Raw genomic sequence first — 21,324 nt, 5'->3', positions numbered from 1 at the left:
CCACAGTGACCGGCGTCACTCTCGAGGGGGCGCCCGCCGCGTTTCGCGGCGGGCGCCCCCTCGGCGTTCCGCGTGCCGGGGTGTCTCGCGTACGGCGGCGCCCCGGGGCCCATGGTCAACAAAGTAAAACGTGTTCTACAGTGCCAGGCGGAACCTGACGCCCCTTCAGGGGCCGTCCCCGCGGCCATGAGGAGAAACACGATGCGGCTCGGTCTGACATTCGGGTACTGGGGGCGCGGCCCCTCGGCCGGTTTCGTCGAAACCGCCCAGGAGGCGGAGCGCCTCGGCTTCGACTCGGTCTGGACCGCCGAGTCGTGGGGCTCCGACGCCTTCACACCGCTCACCTGGATCGCCGCGAACACGTCCCGCATCAGCCTGGGCACGGCGGTGACGCAGATGACGGCGCGCACCCCCACCGCCACCGCGATGCACGCGCTCACACTCGACCACCTGTCGGGCGGGCGCGTGATGCTCGGCCTCGGCCTGTCCGGGCCGCAGGTCGTCGAGGGCTGGTACGGCCGGCCGTTCCCCAAGAGCCCCCTCACCTTCACGCGCGAGTACGTCGACGTGATCCGCCAGGTCCTGCGCCGCGAGGGCCCCGTCGCCCTCGAAGGCCGGTACGCGCAGCACCCCTACCGCGGCGAGGACGGCACGGGCCTCGGCAAGCCGCTCAAGCCCATCACCCACCCCCTGCGCGCCGACATCCCCCTCTTCCTCGGCGCAGAAGGCCCCAAGAACGTGCACCTGACGACGCAGATCGCCGACGGCTGGCTGCCGCTGCACTGGTCGCCGTACAACCCCTCCGTCTACGGCGAATCCCTCCGCGACAAGCCCGAAGGCTTCCGCATCGCCCCGATGGTGCAGGTCGTCCTGGAGGACGACCTCGAAAAGGCGATGTTCCCCATCAAGGCCGCCATGGGCTTCTACGTCGGCGGCATGGGCGCCAAGTCCAAGAACTTCCACGCCGACCTGATGCGCCGCTTCGGCTACTCGGACGCCGCCGACCGCATCCAGGACCTGTTCTTCGAGGGCCGCCGCGAGGAAGCCATCGCCGCCGTCCCGAGCGAATTCGTCGACGAGATCGCCCTCGTCGGCTCAGCCGACCGCATCCGCGACCGCTACGCCGCCTGGCGCGACGACAAACACGTCACCGACATGATCGTCACCACCAAGGACCCCACCGCCCTGAAACTCCTGGCAGACCTCGCCAACGCATAGCCCCCACAACCACCAAGCGGCGCCCCCAACACGCAGCGGTCTCAACTCCGCCTCCAACCCCACGCTCCGTTCCGGAACGCACGGTTGGGCCCTCAACCCGACCCTGCACTGCAGTCAGGAGCGTGACGGGGGCTCGCCTCACGAGGCAGATCCTCCACGGGGGTTGTGTTCGACGAGCGCAGCGAGGAGAGCGGCCGTGGACATACCGCAACCTCCCGGCGGCCTCCGGCCGCGAAGGGGCGGGACACCATCACGTGGCGGACTGCCCTGCTGACCGCTCCTCCACACCAGCAACTCCGCCTCGCAAAACCGTCCGCAGTCGCGAAGGGGTGGGGCAGCATCAAGAAGACGGACTGTCACGCCAATGGCTGCCGCACATCGGCAACTCCCGCCTCGCAAAACCGACTCCAGCCACCTCGGGGCGAGGCATCATCACAAAAACAAACCGCCACGCGAACGGCCTGTCTGCATTCAGCTGATCGGACACGACCCGTGCTGTGTGAGGTTGCGCGCCGCCGAAGGATCGGCGGCGCGCTGAGCACTAACGCGGCCGGAGCTGCGCAGCGGTGGCGGATAACCCCCCGTTCCGCCTCACCGGCCGGCCGGGGTGGTCCTCACCTGCTGTTCGATGGAGTCGAAGATGTCGGCGTCGGTCTCCTGCTGCCACTCGGGCAGATCGTCCCAATCGGCCACGTGCGCGGGCTTGGGCGATTCCCTCTCGCATCTCGCCGCTAGCGTGCATCCGCTGTTCAGGTGATCTTGGCGCCGCTCGGAGCCAAGAGGCGGCCCCGTTCGTATACAGAGCGAGCGTTGGAGTTGCGCAAGTAGGGACGCAGAGCCGCCAACATGGCGTTGACCCGATCGTCGCACCGGCCAGACTGGACATGCGTATAGCCGTCGAGGGCCCAGTACCAGTCTCGGCACGCCTCTTCGAGTCGCCCCAGTTCAAGTTTGCGTTCGGCGCCCAGCGCGGTCCGTAAGACCTTGTAACGCTGGTAGCTGTCGTGTCGAGCATGGTTCGACTCATCCAGGTGAGTCACAGACTGCTCGCGATCTCCGAGTTCGTAGCGCACTTGGGCAAGGTGGTAGCTCAGTGACGACGGCGCATACGAGCCGAAGGTCTTCGCCTGCGCCTCGGCCCGTTCCATGGCGACCTCGGCTTCGCCGATCTTCATCAGTGCGGTGTTCCGATCACCGGTCGCTGCGGCGGCGTGGGCCTGCTGTCCGGCGAGGAACGCTCGCATGCGCGGACCAGCCCCCGGGGAGGCCGCAGACGCAGCGTCCGCAAGTTGCAGCGACAGCTGTGCGTGTCCCAGATCGACGGCCTGGACACTCATCCCCCGCAGCGTCGTGCAGTACGCCAAGTGGTCGGACGCAGCCAACGCCAGTTCCAGGGCTTTGATGTAGTAGCCCTGGGCGAGACCGTCCGACCGCTCGTCCATCGCCATGTACCCCGTCAGGTAGCAGTGGTCGGCGGCGGCCGACAGCATCGCGCGACGCACGTCCGGCGGCGCGTCCGCCCGCAGGTACGGCCCGATCGTGTTGACCAGGAACGCCGCTGCCATCGGCCGCGCGGCGCGGCCTCCGAACCGGTCGTCGAGTTCGCTGATCTTTTCGGTCATCGCCACCACCGCCTCGACCTCGCGGTAGCCGATGCGTGTGTGCGGGTCGCGGCTCAGCCGTGCGAACCGGTCGATGTTGTCCGGCCACCCGGGCACCGCCACGGCCACCGAGTAGAGCCCCGCGCCCAAAACGGAACGACGTGAGGGGTCCATGTCTGCGCTCCCGAACTCGACCAACCCTGTCACGGTATCCGGGTCGGGCTCGGTCGACGCCTCGGCGGCGAGGGGAAATCCGGCCTCGCGCGCGGTCACAGGCCGGTGGAGGCGACGTGCAAACGTCTCCAGGATCACCGCACGGACTCGGGGCCTGGGCATGGTTCCGGTCAGCCAATGGCACACGGCCGAATCGTCGTAGCGGAGCCGAAGACCCGACTCCGTGCCGGTCCTGTTCACCGCACGCGCGAATTCGCCGTTGAGCCAACACGCCTCGGCGAGCAGATCCGCAAGTCCCTTGTTGGGACGCCGTGTTCGTTCGGTCATGTGCTCCCCCGACCGGCGATTCAAGGATTTCAACGTCACGGTTGCCGCCAACCGTACCGACTTTCCGTGCCTGACTGTTCACTCTTTGTCAGCAGCTTCCGTTCGATCGACTAGGAGTCCCGATGACCGCACCCTCGCGCACGACGCATGCGGATCCCGGGATCGGCGCGATCCTGGACACCGTGTACGGGCCCCAGCGGGTCATGGACGTTCTCGACGCGGCGCAGGATCGGCGTACCGTCTATCTGCGACCTGAACGCGGCGGCCTGGCGTGGACCATCGCGGCGGCCGAACTCGGGCGGGTGGCACGCGGCACCGACGACGGCCCGAGGACGCCTGTCCCGCAGGCCAAGAAGCAGGACGACTCCAACAAGGGTTCCAAGCACGGCGGCGGTGGGTCCGACGAGGGCGGGAACACGAGCGACGGCCAGGGCCCGGCCGACGGGAAGTAGGCAGATGACAGACGACATCACGCGGACAACCCACGCCGACGAGTTGGCCGCGGCCTTGCTGAAAATGGGGGCGCTGACCCCCGATTGGCTCCCTGCGTACCATGCCGTGCCGCGGCATCGGTTCGTTCCCGACGTGATCTGGCCGGGGCACGCCGACGAGAACCGCCAAGACGACCGCGTGATTCGTAGCGACGACCCCGAACTGTGGTGGCGCGCGGTCCACAGCGACGTGCCGATCACCACCCAGTGGGACGACGGAGCCTACGACGGTCCCGGGCGCGGCGCGATCCCGTCGAGTTCGAGCAGCATGCCTCGCATGGTCTTTCTGATGCTGGCCGCCCTCGAAGTCGAACACGGCCATCGCGTCCTGGAGATCGGCACGGGGACTGCGTGGAACGCGGCCCTGCTCGCCCACCGGGTCGGACCCGGCAACGTGGTGTCGGTCGAGGTCGACGCCTCCCTGGCCGAGGAGGCCCGCAGACGGCTCGCCGGATTCGGTGCGGATCCGATCCTCGTCGTCGGCGACGGCTCGCTCGGATATCCCGAACTCGCGCCGTACCACCGCGTCATCGCCACCTGCTCGATCGGGCGCATCCCGCCGGCGTGGATCGCCCAAACACGGCCGGGCGGGGTGATCGTCGCCCCGTGGGGGCCGACGTACGGCGGTGAGGGGATCGTACGTCTCACCGTTGCCGACGACGGTACGGCGTCAGGGCGGTTCATCGGCTCCTCGGCGTTCATGCGCCTACGGCAACAGCGGGTTGAGCGCCCGCCGTTCCGGGCGTACCTGTCCGAGCCGTGGCCGGCCGACGGCACCCGGAGTTCTACCACCCTGTCACCGGACGAAGTCGGCGAATGGATCGACATGTTCGCGATCGGCGTGCAGGTGCCGCGGATGTTCTGCCGCGTCGAACGGTACGACGACGGGTCCTACACGCTGTGGCTGTACGACACGGACGTCACGAGTTGGGCGACCGCGGACTACGAGCCGGACGCCGTCGAGTACGGCGTGCGGCAGGCGGGCCCACGGCGCTTGTGGGACGAACTCGAGAGCGCATGGCGGTGGTGGGACAACCAAGACCGCCCGGACTTCGACCGCTTCGGACTGACCGTGGGACCGGCAGGCAACGAGCGGGTGTGGCTCGACCGCCCGGACAACCTCGTACCGAAATCGGTGCCGACGACGTAGGCCGTTACGGGTAAGTCATCGGTTAGATGGGCCCCAACCCGACGCTACGGTCGGGAGCGCGACGGGGCTCACCTCATGAGGCGGAACCCCGCGTGCTTGGGCTCAACTCCGGCTCCGGCTCCATCTCCCGTTCCGGATCGCCGGGTTGGGCCACCGCCCCGCGAAGGCGCTTCCGGGCCGGGAACTCCCGCAGGGGTGCACGGCAGCCTCCGTCGCCATGGCAGGGAACTCATCACGTGGTGGACCGCCCCTTGGGAACTTGGCCAACCGGCAAACACCCCGGCACCCAACACAGCCGCCACCGCAACCAGGTGAGACAGCGTTCACGAGACGGACCGCCCCATGGGGACCTGTCCCAACCAGTAACCCCCCGCCTGCAATCCGCCTCCACCCCGCACGGGGGCGGACCCCGCCCGGGGTGGACCGCACCGTGAATTGCCGCTCCCAGCCAGGGACTTCCGGTTCGGGGGCGCTCCCTCGCCGGCCTCGCGCGCTGTTTGGTGCGGGCGTGGCGTTGTGCTACAAGGCTGTGCCTGCGAGCCAGTGCGTCAGCAGGGGTTCGTCGCCGAATACCTCTACGGCTTCGGTGACCGGCGCGCGGCGGTTCAGGATGAGCATTACGGCTACCGCATCGCCGCGGAGGGCGGTGTTGCCCTTGGCGTGGCCTCGGGTCCAGTTGTAGCCGTCGGGGGTGAGGGTGATGGTCCACTCGCCCGGGCGGTCGCCGCCTGAGGTGTGGATGTGGAGGGATTCGCCATTACCGTGCGGGAGTTCTCGGTCGCCGAAGCCCGTGCCGGGGATGACGGTCAGGAGTTCGTCGATGCCGTCGACCGCGAGGTCCGGGTCGACCTTGGGGGTGATGCCGAGGGCGAGTTCGGCGTCGATGCGGTGGATCAGGGTCTCGTGCACCATGCGGCGGCCCCAGAACCGGGCGTGCGGGACGGGGCCGAACGTCCAGGCCGGGGCGTCCGGTCCTGCCTCCTTGAGGTACGCCGCCGAGCGCCGTGCGCCCGCCGCCAGCCACTCCGGCAGGCCCGACGGGTCGTCCGGCAGGCCGAGGTCCAGCGAGCGCGCCACGACCGGGGTGGACGCCGCGCCCGCGCGTACGTTCGCCGCCGACCACGCGTGGGCGATCCCGACGTGCTTCACGAGCTTCGCGAGCGTCCAGCCGGGGCAGGTCGGCACTTCGGTCGTGAGGTCCGCTCCCGACACCGCCTCGGCGAGTACGTCCGCCTGTGCGACGAACAGGTCGCAGTAGTGGTCGTGGTCCCAGGCGTAGTACGGCTCGGCCATGGCCTGCCCCTGTCTCGAATGTCCCGGAGAAGTATCGGTCTCGTCAGCAGCATTCGACCCTATTGTTCGTCCTCTTGGGGCCGCTTCGCCGCTCCTCCGACTCGCCGCTCCGGCCGAAGAGCGCGGATCAGCGCGGATCAGCCCGGACCGGCCGGATCACCGGATCAGCCGGACCAGCCGGATCAGCGCGGGTCGAAGCACATCTCCGTGTCGCAGCGCACGTCCGCAGGCGCGAGGCCGACCGGGAGGCCGGTCTCGGCGTAGCCCTCCGCGCCGCCGAAGACGGTCGTGGTGGCCGGCTCGCCGCCCAGGACCGCGGTGGCGAGGATCATCGCCCCGGCGGTCCACGCCGTACGCTCCTCGGGCCATATGGCGTCGTCCTCGAAGACGTAGCCGGTCCAGTAGAGGCCGTCGTCGTGGCGCAGGCGCTGGATCCAGGAGACGATCTCCACCGCGCGGTCGCTCTGTCCCAATGCCCACAGGGCGATGGCCAGTTCGCAGCTCTCCGCGCCGGTGACCCACGGCCGGTCCGAGACGCAGCGCGCGCCGAGCCCGGGGACGACGAAGGTGTCCCACTGGTCGGCGATGCGCGCCTGGGCGGCGTCACCGCGCAGGGCGGTGCCGAGGATCGGGTAGTACCAGTCCATCGAGTAGCGGTTCTTGTCGAGGAACCGCTCGGGGTGCGACACGACCGCGTGGCCGAGGCGGGCGGTGGCCAACTCCCAGTCGGGCTGGGGCTCGCCGAGGTGGTCGGCGACCGCGAGGGCGCAGCGCAGCGCCTGGTACATGCTCGACGAGCCGGTGAGCAGGGCGTCCGGCACCGCGGTGCCGTCGGCCTCGCGCTTCCAGCGGATCTCGCCGCCGGGCGCCTGCAGGTCGAGGATGAACTGCGTGGCCGCCTTCAGGTGCGGCCACATGCGGACCAGGAACTCTTCGTTCCCGGTGAGGAGATGGTGGTGCCAGAGGCCGACCGCGAGGTACGCGGTGAAGTTGGCCTCCTTGTTGTGATCGGTGACCACGCCGTCGGTGTACGCCGCGTACCAGGACCCGTCCTGGTTCTGTCGCGACGCGAGCCAGCGGTACGCCCGCTCCGCCTCGGCGTGTCGTCCCGCCAGGTCGAGTGCCATCGCGGCCTCGGTGTGGTCCCACGGGTCCAGGTGCCCGCCCACGAACCACGGGATCGACCCGTCCGGCCGCTGCACCGACGCGATTCCGTCGATCGTCTTCCCGATCTGATCAACCGTCAGGACCCCGTCCAGGGCCAGGATTTCGAGGGAATCCCGACCCGTGCCCCCGTGGGCCCCGAGGCGCGTCACGCCGCGTCCTCGGTGGAGGCGGCGCGCGGCTTGACCGCGTACACGACGAAGCTCTTGCCGATCAGCGGGTTGAGCGCCTTTTCCGCCCAGCGGGTCGCGCGCGGTGCCTTCATGATGTCCCACACCAGGAGCTTGTGGTACATCCGCACCGGCAGCGCCTTGTCGTTGTCGACGCCGACCGCGCACTTGATCCACCAGTACGGCGAGTGCAGCGCGTGCGTGAAGTGGTCGCCGTACGGCTCGAATCCGGCGGCCTCGACGCGCTCGACCAGCTCGTGTCCGCGGTAGATGCGGATGTGCCCGCCCTCGACCTCGTGGTACGCGTCCGACAGCGCCCAGCAGACCTTCTCCGGCCCGTACCGCGGCACCGTCATCGCCGCGAGCCCGCCGGGCTTGAGCACCCGGAAGATCTCCGCCAGCACGCCTTCGTCGTCCGGGATGTGCTCCAGTACCTCGGAGATGATCACGCGGTCGAAGCTGTCGTCCGGGAACGGCAGGTCGAGCGCGTCACCGGTCACCGCGACCGCGGTGGCGCCCTCGGGGGCCTCGCCGGCCTCGGACATCGCCTCGAACATCGTGTTGACCTCGCGGACGTCCTTCTCGTTGCGGTCCAGCGCGACGACGTGCGCGCCGCGCCGCAGCACTTCGAACGAGTGACGGCCGCCGCCGGCGCCCAGGTCGAGGACCCGGTCCCCGGGCGCGAGCGGGAAGCGTGAGAAATCCACGGTGAGCAAGTCGGCGGCTCCGTCTCCTGTGCAGAACTGCTAAGGCTTCGCGAGGTCGTTCGGGGCGGGGCGGGTGGGGGTTACGCGTGGACCGCGCGGGCGTCGGCGTGGGCGTCGATCGCGACGCGGTAGCGCTCGGCGGTCAGGGCCGCCGCGTTGCGCCACGTGAAGCGTTCCAGGACGCGGGCCCGCCCGTTGCGGGCGAGCCGGGCTCTCAGCTCCGGCTCGTCCAGCAGCCGGCCGATGGCCTTGCGCAGCGCCTCGGCGTCGCCGGGCGGTACCGCAAGGCAGGTCTCGCCGTCGGGGCCGGCGACCTCGGGTATGGCACCTCCGGTGCTGGCCACCAGGGCTGTCCCGCAGCTCATCGCCTCGGCGGCGGGCAGCGAGAAGCCCTCGTACAGCGAGGGTACGCAGGCCACCTCGGCGCTGCGGATCAGGTCGACCAGCTCCGCGTCGGTCAGGTCGCTGACGAAGCGCACCGCGCCGCCCAGGCCGAGCTGCCTGATCGCGCGCATGACCGGACCGTCGGTCTTGGGCTTGCCCACGACGACCAGTTCGGCCTCGCGCTCGGTGCGCAGCTTGGCGAGCGCCTCGACGAGGTGGATCAGGCCCTTGAGCGGTACGTCGGCGCTCGCGGTGGTGACGATGCGTCCGGGCACCTTGGCAACCGTGTCACTCGGCGAGAACAGTTCGGTGTCGGCGCCGACCGGGACGACGGACACGCGGTCCGGGGAGACACCGAGGTGTTCGACGATCTCGGCCTTCGAGGAGCCGGAGACGGTGACGACCTCGGGGAGGCGGGCGGCCACGCGCTTCTGCATGGTGGTGAAGCCGTACCAGCGGCGCAGCGTCAGCTTGCGGCGCAGCGTCGCGGCCCCGGCGATCTCGAGGGCGCGGTCCACGGTGATCGGGTGGTGGATCGTGGTGACCAGCGGGAAGCCCATGCGGGGCAGCGCGAGCTGGCCGTAGCCGAGGGTCTGGTTGTCGTGCACGACGTCGAACTCGGCGCGGCGGGCCTTGAGGTGCCGGGCGGCGCGCAGCGAGAACGTCAGCGGCTCGGGGAAGCCCGCGGTGAGCATGCCGCCGACCTCCAGCACGTCGATCCAGTCGCGGTACTCGCGCGGTCGCGGCAGCCGGAAGGGGTCCGGGTCGCGGTACAGGTCGAGGCTGGGCAGCTTGGTGAGCTTGACCGGGTTGCCGGGGACGTCGTCGACGACGGCGTACGGCGGTCCGGTGATGACCTCGACGTGGTGCCCGAGGCGGGCCAGTTCGCGCGACAGATGCCGGACGTACACTCCCTGACCGCCGCAGAACGGGTCGCCGCGGTACGCCAGGAGGGCGATTCGGAGCGGCCGATCCGCGGGGGAAGGCGCGGCGGAGGCCGGAGATTCCGCGGCCCCCACGGTCTTCCGTATCACGAATGGCCCCCTTCGACGCTCTTGGCGGAGCATAGTAGTCGCGTAATCTAGAACGAGTTTCAGTATTGAGCGCAGATTGGCCCGTCGGAGACTGCAAGATACCGCCGGGCACCGGTCACTACGGCCACGGCGTGACCCGTAACACACGCAACGGCCGTATCTGAAGTGCAGTCAGGTGAACACCAGTGTCCGGCATGCCCAGGACGACGACAGACGGGCGGATGATGACGACGTACACCAAGGCCCCGGGAGCGCCCCTGACCGAGCGCCAGGAGGCCCGCAGACGCAGGATCCTGAGGGCCACGACCCGCCTCGCGGCACAGGGCGGGTACGACTCCGTCCAGATGCGCGAGGTCGCCGAGCTGTCGGAGGTCGCGCTCGGCACGCTGTACCGCTACTTCCCCTCGAAGGTGCACCTGCTCGTCGCCACGATGTACGACCAGCTCGAACAACTGGGCGGGCAACTGCGCCGCAAGCCCAACAAGGGCCTGCCGCCGCGCGACCGGGTCGTGGACACGCTGCTGCGCGCCTTCCGGGGCATGCAGCGCGAGCCGCACCTGACCGAGGCGATGATGCGCGCGCTGCAATTCGCGGACCGCTCGGTCTCGGCGGAGGTGGACGGTGTGAGCCGCATCACCACCCAGATGATCTTCGAGGCGATCCACGAGGACGACACGGTCGAGCCGAGCACCGAGGAACTGGCGGTGATCCGGGTGATCACCCACACCTGGCACTCGTCGCTGATCTCGTGGCTCAACGGCCGCGCGTCGATCTCCCAGGTACGGCTCGACATCGAGACCGTCGCGCGGTTGATCCCCGAGGACGCGCCCGGCGGGACAGCCGGGGAAGGCTCCGCGGCAACGCACGCCAGGTGACACGTGTCGCCCGCGCGGCACGGCGCGCGCGGAGCGGATTCCGGGCCGGCCAGGGCCCGGAACCGCCCGACGCACGTACTCCCCCGTCACCCCCGTCAGGCTCCGCCGCCCGCCGTCACTCCGGCGGGAAGAGCGTCTCGCCGGACTCCGCGTCCACGATGCTGATCGCCTCGACGGGACAGCTCTCGGCCGCCTCCATGATGCCGTCGGAGGAGTCCAGGATCTCCAGGCGCGGGTGCGACTGCCGGCCCGCGTCGAGCTTGAAGTCGTCGGGCGCGCTGCCGATGCACATGCCCGAACCGATGCACACGGACCTGTCGACCTCGACGCGCCACTTGTCGCCCATCGGGTAAGTCACCTCTTCGTTCGCGGTTCTCGTGTCGTACTGGTCGTACTCGGTGGTACTGGGTCGTACTCCGGTCGTACCGGTCGGGCCGGTGGCTCCTTGGTGCCGTCGGCGTGGGCCGTTCCGCGCCGTTCGCGCCGTCCCGCGCCGCGCCGTGCGGGCCCGTCAGCCCTCGTAGCCCTTGGGCATCGCGATCGACTTGCTCTCGACGTACGCCGCCAGGCCCTCGGGGCCGAACTCGCGCCCGATCCCGGAGTTCTTGAACCCGCCGAACGGGCCGTTGAAGTCCACCCCGTAGGTGTTGACCGAGTAGGTCCCGGTGCGCACCTGACGCGCGACGTCGAGACCGCGCTCGATGTCCTCGGTCCACACGCTGCCCGACAGGCCGTACTCCGAATCGTTGGCGATCTTCACGGCCTCCGCCTCGTCACCGTACGGCAGCAGGCACACGACCGGGCCGAAGATCTCCTCGCGCGCGACGCGCATCGCGTTGTCCACGTCGCCGAACAGCGTCGGCTCGACGTACCAGCCGGTGGGCTGCGAGGCCGGGCGGCCGCCGCCGACCAGGAGCTTGGCGCCCTCGTCCTGGGCGATCGCGATGTAGTCGAGCGAGCGCTGCCGCTGCCGGTCCGCGACCAGCGGGCCGACCTGCGTCGCGGCGTCCAGCGGGTCGCCGACGACCAGTTCGGACACCCACGCCGCGATGCGCTCGCTGACCTCGTCGTAGCGGCTGCGCGGCACCAGGATGCGGGTCTGCGACACGCAGGCCTGGCCGTTGTTCATGTACGCGTTCGGCATCAGGCCGGTGACCGTGTGCTCGAGGTCGGCGTCCGGCAGGATGATCGCCGCGGACTTGCCGCCGAGTTCGAGGGTCACCCGCGTGAGGTTGCGGGCCGCGACCTCCATGATGCGCTTGCCGGCGTTGACCGACCCGGTGAACGCGACCTTGTCGATGTCCGGGTGGCCGACGAGGTATTCGCTGACCTCGCGGTCGGCCGGGACGATGTTGAGCACGCCCTCCGGCAAGCCCGCGTCCTTGCATATCTCGGCCAGGATGTACGCGTCGAGCGGCGTCTCGGGGGACGGCTTCAGAACCACCGTGCAGCCCGCGGCGAAGGCCGGGCCGAGCTTGGCGGCGGTGACGAACTGCGGGACGTTCCACGGCACGACGGCCGCGACGACGCCGACCGGCTCGCGGCGTACGACGAGCGGGTTGAGCACGCCGGCGCGGCGCTCCTCCCACTGGTACGCGCGGGCGGTGTTGATGGCCGTGTCGTACAGCATCCCGGCGCCCATCGACTGGGCGAAGATGCTCCACGAGTAGGGCGAGCCGTTCTGCGAGCTGACCAGCTTCGCGATTTCCTCGTACCGCGTCATGAACGCGTCCTTGATGCGCCCGACGACCTCCAGGCGCTCCTCCAGCGTCATGCGCGGCCACGGGCCGTGGTCGAACGCCTTGCGCGCCGCGGCGACGGCGGCGTCCACGTCGGCCTTCGACGCGTGCGGCACGCGCCCGATGACCTGCTCGGTGTGCGGGGACACCACCTCGATGACGTCCGACCCGTGCGGATCGACGAGGCTTCCGCCGATGAACAGTTGACCGTGGTCCAACACGTCCGTCACCTGGTCCTCCTGGGGCTGCTGCGGGGTGTTGCGGGCCGGCTCCGGGCCGGCTGCCCGGATGTCGGTCGCCGTGAGTCACGCGTCCGCGAGAAAAAGAAAGCCGAGTAGAACAGATACCAGTTGGACGCGGTGGTAACAACGGATTCCCGGTACCAATGAGACTGGAGTCTCACCCAGCGTCCCATAAGGCCTGCAAACCACCCCCCGCGGAATTACTAGACCTCGTCAACTATATTGCGCACTAGAATCGTGCATAGTGCACCGACCCGGGGAGGACGCCATGGCGGCAACGGAGCCCGACAAGGCACCTGACAAGGCGTCATCCACCGTGTCCGCCACGGACCTCGGCGGCGGCGTGTGGACCATCCCTGTCCCGATCCCGGACAACCCGCTCGGCAACACCCTCGTGTACGTCCTGGAGAGCGAGCGCGGACCCGTGCTCGTCGACGCGGGCTGGGACGACCCGGCCTCGCTCGCGGCGCTGACCTCCGGCCTGGAGTCGATCGGCACCGCCATCACGGACGTGCACGGCGTCCTGGTCACCCACAACCACCCCGACCACCACGGCCTCTCGCAGGCGATCGTGGACGCGTCGGGGGCGTGGCTCGCGATGCACGAGGCGGACGCCGCCCACGTGCACCTCTTCAACACCGCGCCGCGCTCGCAGTGGCTCGAACACCACCTGGCGATCCTGCAGGCCGCGGGGGCACCGCAGTCGGCGCTCGACGACCTCACCGGCCTGCGTACCGCCTCCATCGCGAGGAAGCCGCGCATGCGCCTCGCGACCCCGGACCGCACCCTCGTGCACGGCGAACTCGCGGATGTGGCCGGGCGCGACGTCCGCATCGTGTGGACCCCCGGCCACACCCCGGGCCACGTGTGCCTGCACCTCGAAGAAACCATCGGCCCGGCCGGCGAACGCGCGGGCCGCCTGCTCTCCGGCGACCACCTGCTGCCTGACATCACCCCGCACATCGGCCTGTACGAAGACACCGAGGAGTCCGACCCCCTGGGCGACTTCCTCGCCTCGCTGGCCAAGGTCGCCTCGATGCCGGTCACCGGCGTACTGCCCGCCCACAAGCACCTGTTCACCGACGCGGCCGCCCGCGTCGAAGAGATCACCGCCTTCCACGAGACGCGCCTCGCGAACCTGCGCGCCCGGCTCGTGGCCGCGCCGCTGACCCTGTGGGAGATCGCGGTCGGCATGGACTGGAACCGCCCCTGGGAGCAACTCAACGCCCAGAACCGGCAGATCGCCCTCAGCGAAGCGGCGGCGCACCTGCGCCACCTCATCAAACGCGGCCAAGCCGGCGCAGCCACCCTCGACGACCCGATCCGCTACACAGCGTCGTAACCGCCCACCGCATCGAACCCCCTACGGCGCCACCCCCAAAGACCTCCCCGACCTCTCCGACCTCTCCGCGGCCGTCGCCTGGAACCGCGCCGCGCCGTCCAAATGCAGGTACTTCAGGCTGACCGGATCCGGCGGCGTGGCCGCCAGCAGCACATGCAGCGCGGCCACGTCCCGCCCCCCGACCGCAGCCATCACCCCGTCAGCATTCGCCGCCCCGCCGGCCACCTCGCCCTCCGCGATCCGCCCGCCCTGGCAGGGCAGTCCGGAAAAGACCACCCAGCCGTCGGGTGCCGCGCTCCGCTCCGCCCGGAACACCGCGACGACGTACGTCGATCCGACCTCGTAGCGCGGCTCCCCCACGAGGGCGTAGGGCGGGCGCCCGTCGCGCGCCCGCACCCCGGCCGCGTACGACCGGAATACCCCGGGCACGGCGGCGCCTTCGCGGCTCCACACCGCCTCGTCGACCCGCATGTCGACCACGCGCAGCCACGGCCCCTCCGGACCGTCGCGCTCCCCGGTGACGGTCACGACCAACACGTGGTCGCCGTAACTCACCCAGTCGACGGCGTCCCGGGCGGGGATCACCCGGGGCTCGGAGAAGACCCCGTCGGACCGCCCCGGCTCCGCCCCCACCCGCGCGTCCCCGCTCCGCCCACACCCGCCAAGCACCGCCGACAAGGCCACCACCCACACCAGCCCCAAAGCCCGCCGCATCCCGCCCCCAACACGCCCCAGGCCACTTCGACGCCCCACCCACCCAACCGGTTCCGAAGCCGAACTCCGCTATTCGCCACGCGTGTTCGATCAAACACGCTTAGTGTTCTCGCGTCGGAGCCGGAGGAGGCGCCAGATTGGGGGCGAATCCGCGTGAGGTTCGCGAACGTGATCGGTCTGCCGGTGCCGCGCAGCCCCATCGACCTGTGGCTGCGCAAGGAACTGGCGGAGCATTTGCGCCTGCCCGACGGCGGCTGGCGGGTCGAGGTCATTGACGGAGACATCTACGTGACGTCGCGGCCGGAGTTGCGCTACGAGGCCATCGTGAGGTCCATCGAGGAGGCTGTCGCGGCGTCAGGATCGTTGTCGTCGGTACGCGGTGACGAGAGCCCGGCACTCGTGGTCACACCCGTCGCCGACGCGGCCGCCGCGCCGCAGGACGGCGTCCCGACGAGCCTTACCGTGGACGTCCTGTCCCCCGCCTTCTTCCGGGAGCACAACCGCGAGGTCGAGGAACGCCACCGCGCGGGCCCCAGGGCGTCGTCGCCGTTTCGGTTGGTGGTCGATGCGGCGCCGGAGGCGTGCCGGGCAACGTTGTTCGGGCCTCCACACGCAGCGGACGGGGGTTATGCGGCGGTCGCGAGTTGGGAGTTCGGAGATCCGGTCGTACTGCCCCAACCGTTCGGTGTCACGATCGACACCACGGCGTGGTATCCGCTGGAGTAGGCGACCCGGGTGCCGCGCCGCCGCCGCCCGCGGGTATGCGGGTGCCCCCGTCGAGGCGGGGGCACCTGTGGGGGTCAGAGGCGTTGGATGAGGGTTGCGGTTGCCTGGCCGCCGCCGGCGCACATGGTGATGAGGGCGAACTCCTTGTCGGTGCGCTCCAGTTCGTGCAGGGCGGTGGTGAGCAGTCGGGTGCCGGTCGCGCCCACCGGGTGGCCGAGGGCGATCGCGCCGCCGTTGACGTTCACCTTGGACATGTCCGCGTCGAAGGTCTTCGTCCAGGCCAGGACGACCGCCGCGAAGGCCTCGTTCACCTCGATGAGGTCGATGTCGTCGAGGCTCATTCCGGCACGGCCGAGGACCGTACGCGTGGCGGCGATCGCGCCGTCGAGGTTCAGCGAGGGGTCGGATCCGACCAGGGCCTGGGCCACGACGCGGGCGCGGGGGCGCAGGCCGAGGGCGGTGGCGGACTTCTTGGAGGACCACAGAACTGCCGCCGCGCCGTCGGAGATCTGTGCGACGGTGCCCGCGGTGTGGATGCCGGCCGGCAGCACCGGACGGAGCGCGCCCAGTGCGTCGAACGAGGTGTCGCGTACCCCCTCGTCCTCCTCGACCAGGTGCCACGCGCCGTCGCCCGCCGGGACCTTGGCGCCGAAGGTCTCGTGCTTGAAGCGGTGGTTGTTCCACGCCTGCCGGGCCCGCTCCTGGGACAGCAGGCCCAGGCCGTCGGCGGCCTCGCGGGAGACGCCGTACTTGCGTGCGACGCGCTCCGCGGCCTCGAACCGGGTCGGCAGGTCGATGTCCCAGGAGGCCGGGTAAGGGCTCCCGGCCGCGGCGCTCGCGGTGCCCAGCGGTACGCGCGACATCGACTCGACGCCGCACGAGATGCCCACGTCGATCGTGCCGCCCGCGATCAGGCCCGCGACGAAGTGGGCGGCCTGCTGGCCGGAGCCGCACTGCGCGTCGACGGTGGTGGCGGCGGTGTCGTACGGCAGCCCGGCCGCCAACCACGCGTTGCGCGCCACGTTGGCGCTCTGCTCGCCGGCCTGGGTCACGCAGCCGCCGACGACCTGTTCGACGATGTCGTCGTGCACTCCCGCGCGGGCCAGCAGCTCGCGGTACGTCTGGCCGAGCAGCTCGGCCGGGTGCAGCCCCGACAGGGCGCCGCCGCGCCTGCCGACCGGCGTGCGCACCGCCTCGACGATGACGGGTTCAGCCATGACAGGTCCTTTCCTCTCGGCCGCACCGGAGCCGCGTTGATCCGGCGTCGTTCCGGCCGTGAGGGGTTTCTAACTCCGCCGCAAGGACCCGCACAAGAGGTTGACATGCTCCTAACTGTCTTACCTAAATACCAACAAAAGAGGCATATAGGCGACCCCAAGGCGGCCTTTGTGGCATTTGGACGTTGTCATGAGGCACCGTCAGAAACGTTGCCGGATAAGGGAGTCCGGCGTCGGGGTGGGCGGCACCCTCATATGCCCGCCCCGACGGACCGTCAGACGCTCTGTGACCTCGCTCACCGGACCGGGGGCCGACGCGCGGTCACACCCGCACACCGGTTACGCCCCCGCACCGGTCAGGCCGGCAGACGACCCCGGCACACGACCCGGCGCGCGGTCAGCGCGCCGGCCCGGTGACCACCGGCTCGGACTCCAGCTCCGCCGCCTCCTCGTCGGTGAACACGCGCGAGCGGATCAGGAAGCGGAACCCGGTGGGCGCCTCCACCGAGAACCCGCCTCCGCGACCCGGCACGACGTCGACGGTCAGGTGCGTGTGCCGCCAGTACGCGTACTGCGCGGCACTGATGTAGAACGGCGTGTCCGCGACGTCGCCGAGGTAGATGTCCGCGTCACCGACCCGGAACTCGCCGAGCGGGTAACACATCGGCGACGAGCCGTCGCAACATCCGCCGCTCTGATGGAACATCAGGGGCCCGTGCCGCTCGGCCAGTTCGCCGAGCAGCGCGGACGCCGCCGGGGTGATCGCCACCTTCTCCAACATGCGCGCCTCCGGCCCGGTTGAAGCCCCGGACGGGCTCCAGTTCGTGTCTCCTAGAAGAACCCGAGCTTCTTCGGGCTGTAGCTGACCAGCAGGTTCTTGGTCTGCTGGTAGTGGTCGAGCATCATCCGGTGCGTCTCGCGCCCGATGCCCGATGCCTTGTACCCGCCGAACGCCGCGTGCGCGGGGTACGCGTGGTAGCAGTTCGTCCACACGCGCCCGGCCTTGATCTCGCGGCCCAGGCGGTACGCGCGCGTCGCGTCGCGCGTCCACACCCCCGCGCCCAGCCCGTACAGCGTGTCGTTGGCCAGGCGCAGCGCCTCCGCCTCGTCCCCGAACGTCGTGACCGACACCACCGGCCCGAAGATCTCCTCCTGGAAGATGCGCATGTCGTTGGTACCGCGGAAGATCGTCGGCTCGACGTAGTAGCCCTCTTCGAGCCCTTCGACGATCTTGCGGCCGCCGCCGATCAGCACCTCGGCGCCTTCCTGCCGCCCGATGTCCAGGTAGGAAAGGATCTTCTCCAGCTGGTCGTTGGACGCCTGGGCGCCGACCATCGTCGCCGGGTCCAGCGGGTCGCCCTGCACGATCGCCCGGGTACGCTCCAACGCCCGTTCCATGAACGCGTCGTAGATCGACTCCTGGATGAGCGCGCGCGACGGGCACGTGCACACCTCGCCCTGGTTGAGGGCGAACATGACGAACCCCTCGACCGCCTTGTCGAGGTAGTCGTCGTCGGCGGCCATCACGTCGGCGCAGAAGATGTTCGGGCTCTTGCCGCCGAGTTCGAGCGTCACCGGGATGATGTTCTCGCTGGCGTACTGCATGATCAGGCGTCCGGTCGTGGTCTCGCCGGTGAACGCGACCTTCGCGACGCGCTTGCTGCTCGCCAGCGGCTTGCCGGCCTCGAACCCGAAGCCGTTGACGACGTTGACGACGCCGGGCGGCAGCAGGTCGGCGATCATCTCCATGAACACCAGGATCGACACAGGGGTCTGCTCGGCGGGCTTGAGCACCACGCAGTTTCCGGCCGCGAGTGCCGGGGCGAGCTTCCACGTCGCCATCAGGAGCGGGAAGTTCCACGGGATGATCTGCCCGACCACGCCGAGCGGTTCGTGGAAGTGGTAGGCCACCGTGTCGTCGTCGATCTGGGCGATCGAGCCCTCCTGCGCCCGGATGACGCCCGCGAAGTAGCGGAAGTGGTCGACGGCGAGCGGGAGATCGGCGGCCAGCGCCTCGCGAACCGGTTTGCCGTTGTCCCACGTCTCGGTGACCGCGAGCCGCTCCAGGTTCTCTTCCATGCGGTCCGCGATCCGCAGCAGCATGCGGGACCGCTCGGTGGTGCTGGTGCGACCCCACGTCTCGGCGGCGGCATGCGCGGCGTCGAGGGCGAGCTCGATGTCCTCGGCGGTCGAGCGGGCGACCTCGCAGTACTGCTGCCCGGTGACCGGCGAGATGTTGGGGAAGTACTCCCCGCGTACCGGCGGCACCTGCTTGCCACCGATGAAATTGTCGTACCTCTGCTGGAAGTTGAGGATGCTGTCGGGCTGTCCTGGCCGCTGGTACACCACGTGTCCTCCTCGGCACGGCGACGGTGCTCGCCACGAACGGAGTTGCGGATGGCTGTCGGGAGCGGAGTGCGGGTCCCGGGGACGCTGACGTACCGACGAAGCTAGTAGTAGTCACGCCGTCACACCACCTATCCGGGTGAACATCACTGGTGAAAGCCGACCGCCCGTCGTGCGCCGCAGTCGTGCCTCCCCGGTCGTGCCACCGCAATCACGCGACGGCCCGACGCGGGTCCCGTCCGGGACAAGGGCTGGGTACGCTTCGGACCATGCCCAACTACGACTTCCGCTGCCGCGCGTGCGGCGACACCTTCACCGTGAACCGCCCGATGTCGGAGTCGAGCGCACCCGCGGCCTGCCCCGCCGGGCACGACGACACGGTCAAGCTCCTGTCCGCGGTCGGGATCTCCGGCGGCCTCGGCTCAGGCCCCGCTCCCGCGCCGCGTCCGTCCGGTGGCGGCGGGGCGTGCTGCGGCGGGGGCTGCTGCGGCTGACCGCCGCGCCCGCGGCAGTCGCCGCGCGCGGGTGCCCGCCGCTTCCGACGCCTCGGAGTCGGCCGCCGCGGACGCACGCAACGCCGCGGGGATCTCGGCTTCCAGATCCCATCGGGCCAGCGCGCGGCGGTCGAGCAATTGCGGGGCGGCCTCCTCGGCGGCGAGGTCGTGGGCCTTGCGGGAGAAGCCGCCCGCGGTGGTGGCGAGGACGCGCGTACGTCCTTCGTGCTGCTCCGCCTCCGCCAGCCGCTCCACCACCGATCCGGACACCGTCGCCGCGCCGGCCACCGCGCGGCACCGCACGACGACGCCCGTTCCGTCGGCCAGAACGCCGGTGACGTCGACCGAGTGCGCGTCGTCGTGCACGCGCACGGCCTCGACCTCGGACAGGCCGTCGCGGCGGCACAGTTCCGCGATGTGCTCGCCCAGGCGTACAGGGTCCATGCGGTCCAGCCGCAACAGTGCGGCCCGGGCATCGCGGTCCTGGTTCTCGCGGCGGCGGACGACCTCGACGGGCCGGGTGTCGCGCGCGAACAACCACCACAGCACGATGACCGCGATGCCGGCCCCGCCGCCGTAGACGCCCAGCAGGTAGGGCTCCTGGTCGACGCCCGCCGCCTCGATCAGCGCCCACGCACCGACCGCGAGCACCTCCGCGCCGACCAGCAGCGCCGCCAGCCATCCCGGTGAACGCCGCGCCCCTGCACGGCCCGCGCGTACTGCCATTTCCGTCTGCCCCCTGTCGGTCCCGGTAGTGCACTCCGTGGCCTGATACCCGCCCTGACGTTCGAAGTCGCATGGCGGTTCCCGGAATTGCGGGGCCGGGGCAGGACGGGGCAGGGGCGGGGCCGGGACCGGGACCGGGCCCAGCCCCGAGCGGGGCCGGACCACAACGGCAGGTCGGCGGCGCAGGCGAAGGAGCCGCCCGGATCCGCCCTACGCCTGGTCGGGCAGGTTGGTCCAGCCCCGGCCGTCCGCCCTGCCGTACCAGCCGCTCGCCGCCGTGGTGCCGCCGTCGACCGGGAGCACATGGCCGGTGACGTACGACGACGCGTCGGACGCGAGGAACAGCACCACCTGGGCGTACTCGTCCGGCTCGCCGAAGCGGCCGACCGGGATCCACGACTGGATCAGCTTCTCGTCGCGGCCGCGCAGCATCTGCTCGCGCGGGGTCTGCAGCGTCTGCGCCATGTCGGGAGCGATGCAGTTGACGCGGACGCCCTTGCGGCCGACGTCGACCGCGAGGCTCTTGGTGAACGCGATGACCGCCGCGTTGTACGCCGAGTAGACCGGGCACCCCGGGATGCCGCGCAGCGCCTCGACCGTCGAGACGTTGACGATGCTGCCCCCGCCACTCTCGATCATCGGCGGAAGCAGCGCCTGGGTGACGCGCAGGACGTGCTCGAAATTGATCGCGTGCGACGCGGCCCAATCCTCTTCGGTGCTGCGCAGGAACACCGACGACGGGCGGTAGTCGCCGACGTTGTTGACCAGGACGTCGACGCGCCCTTCGGGGGTGGCCGCGAGGGCGGCCTCGCGCAGGCGCGCGACGGTTGCCGGCTCACGGATGTCGCCGACCACGGTGACCGCCCGGCCGCCCGCGTCGGCGATGTCCTTGGCGGCGGCTTCGGCGTACCCGGCGTCGATGTCGTTGAGGACGACGAGCGCGCCCGCCCGGGCCAGCAGGCGCGAGGCTCCGCCGCCGATCCCGGCCCCGCCTCCGGTGATCACAGCAACGCGTCCGGCCAGGGGTTCGGGATCCAGCACGCCCATCTCCTCCAAATATGACGCCCCGTCAGATACAGGCATGTTTACCGGAGTGCCCGCACAGGTCAAGCGCCGGGTCGCGCGGGTGGTGGTCGTACGGTCGAATGGTCCGAGTAGTTTCGGGTGCGCCCGCATCCCCGCCGAGCCGA

At 70.3% G+C, this 21,324-nt stretch carries 20 protein-coding genes; 7 read left to right on the top strand and 13 right to left on the bottom strand.

Features of this window, described 5'->3' with window-relative positions; translation table 11 throughout:
* Window positions 1–201: 201 nt before the first annotated feature.
* A complete protein-coding gene (locus tag ACWD12_RS15815; protein WP_450099993.1) occupies window positions 202–1,218 on the top strand; it encodes an LLM class F420-dependent oxidoreductase in 1,017 nt (338 codons plus the stop codon).
* A 749-nt stretch (window positions 1,219–1,967) separates the two neighbouring features.
* Here the strand turns inward: ACWD12_RS15815 and ACWD12_RS15810 are convergent.
* Window positions 1,968–3,320 carry a tetratricopeptide repeat protein gene (locus ACWD12_RS15810; protein ID WP_450099992.1) on the bottom strand — a complete coding sequence of 451 codons (1,353 nt, stop codon included), beginning with the start codon at window positions 3,318–3,320 and terminating at the stop codon, window positions 1,968–1,970.
* Window positions 3,321–3,442: 122 nt separating this feature from the next.
* Between ACWD12_RS15810 and ACWD12_RS15805 the strand changes: the two genes are divergently transcribed.
* A complete protein-coding gene (locus ACWD12_RS15805) occupies window positions 3,443–3,772 on the top strand; it encodes a hypothetical protein (RefSeq protein WP_450099991.1) in 330 nt (109 codons plus the stop codon).
* Between the two features lie 4 nt (window positions 3,773–3,776).
* A complete protein-coding gene (locus ACWD12_RS15800; protein ID WP_450099990.1) occupies window positions 3,777–4,961 on the top strand; it encodes a methyltransferase domain-containing protein in 1,185 nt (394 codons plus the stop codon).
* 519 nt (window positions 4,962–5,480) lie between these two features.
* Here ACWD12_RS15800 and ACWD12_RS15795 read toward each other — a convergent pair.
* The 4 genes from ACWD12_RS15795 to ACWD12_RS15780 all read right to left on the bottom strand — a co-directional run bounded on the left by ACWD12_RS15795 (window position 5,481) and on the right by ACWD12_RS15780 (window position 9,746).
* Window positions 5,481–6,254, bottom strand: coding sequence for a maleylpyruvate isomerase family mycothiol-dependent enzyme (locus ACWD12_RS15795; protein ID WP_450099989.1), 774 nt, complete (start codon window positions 6,252–6,254; stop codon window positions 5,481–5,483).
* Window positions 6,255–6,436: 182 nt separating this feature from the next.
* A complete protein-coding gene (locus ACWD12_RS15790; RefSeq protein ID WP_435839214.1) occupies window positions 6,437–7,570 on the bottom strand; it encodes a prenyltransferase in 1,134 nt (377 codons plus the stop codon).
* Complete coding sequence (locus ACWD12_RS15785) at window positions 7,567–8,304, bottom strand: class I SAM-dependent methyltransferase (RefSeq protein WP_450099988.1); 738 nt, start codon at window positions 8,302–8,304, stop codon at window positions 7,567–7,569. Before ACWD12_RS15785 ends, ACWD12_RS15790 begins: the two co-directional genes overlap by 4 nt.
* A gap of 71 nt (window positions 8,305–8,375) precedes the next feature.
* On the bottom strand, window positions 8,376–9,746 hold the full coding sequence (locus ACWD12_RS15780; RefSeq protein WP_450099987.1) for a glycosyltransferase family 4 protein: 1,371 nt from the start codon (window positions 9,744–9,746) through the stop codon (window positions 8,376–8,378).
* Window positions 9,747–9,907: 161 nt separating this feature from the next.
* Here ACWD12_RS15780 and ACWD12_RS15775 point away from each other — a divergent pair, with 161 nt between their 5' ends.
* Window positions 9,908–10,588 (top strand): TetR family transcriptional regulator, encoded by a 681-nt coding sequence (locus ACWD12_RS15775; RefSeq protein WP_450099986.1) that lies wholly within the window; start codon window positions 9,908–9,910, stop codon window positions 10,586–10,588.
* A gap of 115 nt (window positions 10,589–10,703) precedes the next feature.
* On the opposite strand, the gene ACWD12_RS15770 is transcribed toward ACWD12_RS15775, so the two are convergent.
* A complete protein-coding gene (locus ACWD12_RS15770) occupies window positions 10,704–10,934 on the bottom strand; it encodes a ferredoxin (RefSeq protein WP_450099985.1) in 231 nt (76 codons plus the stop codon).
* A gap of 165 nt (window positions 10,935–11,099) precedes the next feature.
* On the bottom strand, window positions 11,100–12,557 hold the full coding sequence (locus tag ACWD12_RS15765) for an aldehyde dehydrogenase (protein WP_358364057.1): 1,458 nt from the start codon (window positions 12,555–12,557) through the stop codon (window positions 11,100–11,102).
* A gap of 280 nt (window positions 12,558–12,837) precedes the next feature.
* Between ACWD12_RS15765 and ACWD12_RS15760 the strand changes: the two genes are divergently transcribed.
* A complete protein-coding gene (locus ACWD12_RS15760; RefSeq protein ID WP_450099984.1) occupies window positions 12,838–13,911 on the top strand; it encodes an MBL fold metallo-hydrolase in 1,074 nt (357 codons plus the stop codon).
* A gap of 21 nt (window positions 13,912–13,932) precedes the next feature.
* Here ACWD12_RS15760 and ACWD12_RS15755 read toward each other — a convergent pair whose 3' ends face one another.
* Complete coding sequence (locus ACWD12_RS15755) at window positions 13,933–14,544, bottom strand: hypothetical protein (protein ID WP_450099983.1); 612 nt, start codon at window positions 14,542–14,544, stop codon at window positions 13,933–13,935.
* Window positions 14,545–14,793: 249 nt separating this feature from the next.
* Between ACWD12_RS15755 and ACWD12_RS15750 the strand changes: the two genes are divergently transcribed.
* Window positions 14,794–15,351 (top strand): hypothetical protein, encoded by a 558-nt coding sequence (locus ACWD12_RS15750; RefSeq protein WP_450099982.1) that lies wholly within the window; start codon window positions 14,794–14,796, stop codon window positions 15,349–15,351.
* A 74-nt stretch (window positions 15,352–15,425) separates the two neighbouring features.
* On the opposite strand, the gene ACWD12_RS15745 is transcribed toward ACWD12_RS15750, so the two are convergent.
* The 3 genes from ACWD12_RS15745 to adh all read right to left on the bottom strand — a co-directional run bounded on the left by ACWD12_RS15745 (window position 15,426) and on the right by adh (window position 18,917).
* Entirely contained in the window at window positions 15,426–16,568 is a 1,143-nt protein-coding gene (locus tag ACWD12_RS15745; protein ID WP_450099981.1) for a steroid 3-ketoacyl-CoA thiolase, read from the bottom strand.
* 397 nt (window positions 16,569–16,965) lie between these two features.
* Window positions 16,966–17,349 carry a DUF779 domain-containing protein gene (locus tag ACWD12_RS15740; protein ID WP_450099980.1) on the bottom strand — a complete coding sequence of 128 codons (384 nt, stop codon included), beginning with the start codon at window positions 17,347–17,349 and terminating at the stop codon, window positions 16,966–16,968.
* Window positions 17,350–17,399: 50 nt separating this feature from the next.
* Window positions 17,400–18,917, bottom strand: coding sequence for an aldehyde dehydrogenase (adh, locus tag ACWD12_RS15735; RefSeq protein WP_450099979.1), 1,518 nt, complete (start codon window positions 18,915–18,917; stop codon window positions 17,400–17,402).
* A gap of 266 nt (window positions 18,918–19,183) precedes the next feature.
* Here adh and ACWD12_RS15730 point away from each other — a divergent pair, with 266 nt between their 5' ends.
* Window positions 19,184–19,408: an FmdB family zinc ribbon protein gene (locus ACWD12_RS15730; RefSeq protein WP_450099978.1), complete on the top strand. Its 225-nt coding sequence runs from the start codon at window positions 19,184–19,186 to the stop codon at window positions 19,406–19,408.
* Here the strand turns inward: ACWD12_RS15730 and ACWD12_RS15725 are convergent.
* Window positions 19,337–20,134 (bottom strand): restriction endonuclease, encoded by a 798-nt coding sequence (locus ACWD12_RS15725; RefSeq protein WP_450099977.1) that lies wholly within the window; start codon window positions 20,132–20,134, stop codon window positions 19,337–19,339. The genes ACWD12_RS15730 and ACWD12_RS15725 overlap by 72 nt on opposite strands.
* Window positions 20,135–20,344: 210 nt before the next feature.
* Window positions 20,345–21,217 (bottom strand): SDR family NAD(P)-dependent oxidoreductase, encoded by an 873-nt coding sequence (locus ACWD12_RS15720; protein ID WP_358364709.1) that lies wholly within the window; start codon window positions 21,215–21,217, stop codon window positions 20,345–20,347.
* Between the last annotated feature and the right edge of the window lie 107 nt (window positions 21,218–21,324).

The sequence above is a fragment of the Streptodolium elevatio genome (assembly GCF_053592165.1).
This window is presented reverse-complemented; position numbering and strand designations above follow the sequence as displayed.

What these genes read in the sequence shown, in the direction of transcription:
- ACWD12_RS15760 (WP_450099984.1), top strand. Translation starts at nt 12,838, where the DNA reads ATGGCGGCAACGGAGCCCGACAAGGCACCTGACAAGGCGTCATCCACC.
- ACWD12_RS15810 (WP_450099992.1), bottom strand. Translation starts at nt 3,320, where the DNA reads ATGACCGAACGAACACGGCGTCCCAACAAGGGACTTGCGGATCTGCTC.
- ACWD12_RS15720 (WP_358364709.1), bottom strand. Translation starts at nt 21,217, where the DNA reads ATGCCTGTATCTGACGGGGCGTCATATTTGGAGGAGATGGGCGTGCTG.
- ACWD12_RS15740 (WP_450099980.1), bottom strand. Translation starts at nt 17,349, where the DNA reads ATGTTGGAGAAGGTGGCGATCACCCCGGCGGCGTCCGCGCTGCTCGGC.
- ACWD12_RS15795 (WP_450099989.1), bottom strand. Translation starts at nt 6,254, where the DNA reads ATGGCCGAGCCGTACTACGCCTGGGACCACGACCACTACTGCGACCTG.
- ACWD12_RS15815 (WP_450099993.1), top strand. Translation starts at nt 202, where the DNA reads ATGCGGCTCGGTCTGACATTCGGGTACTGGGGGCGCGGCCCCTCGGCC.
- ACWD12_RS15775 (WP_450099986.1), top strand. Translation starts at nt 9,908, where the DNA reads ATGCCCAGGACGACGACAGACGGGCGGATGATGACGACGTACACCAAG.
- ACWD12_RS15745 (WP_450099981.1), bottom strand. Translation starts at nt 16,568, where the DNA reads ATGGCTGAACCCGTCATCGTCGAGGCGGTGCGCACGCCGGTCGGCAGG.
- ACWD12_RS15770 (WP_450099985.1), bottom strand. Translation starts at nt 10,934, where the DNA reads ATGGGCGACAAGTGGCGCGTCGAGGTCGACAGGTCCGTGTGCATCGGT.
- ACWD12_RS15780 (WP_450099987.1), bottom strand. Translation starts at nt 9,746, where the DNA reads ATGCTCCGCCAAGAGCGTCGAAGGGGGCCATTCGTGATACGGAAGACC.
- ACWD12_RS15805 (WP_450099991.1), top strand. Translation starts at nt 3,443, where the DNA reads ATGACCGCACCCTCGCGCACGACGCATGCGGATCCCGGGATCGGCGCG.
- ACWD12_RS15800 (WP_450099990.1), top strand. Translation starts at nt 3,777, where the DNA reads ATGACAGACGACATCACGCGGACAACCCACGCCGACGAGTTGGCCGCG.
- ACWD12_RS15725 (WP_450099977.1), bottom strand. Translation starts at nt 20,134, where the DNA reads ATGGCAGTACGCGCGGGCCGTGCAGGGGCGCGGCGTTCACCGGGATGG.
- ACWD12_RS15730 (WP_450099978.1), top strand. Translation starts at nt 19,184, where the DNA reads ATGCCCAACTACGACTTCCGCTGCCGCGCGTGCGGCGACACCTTCACC.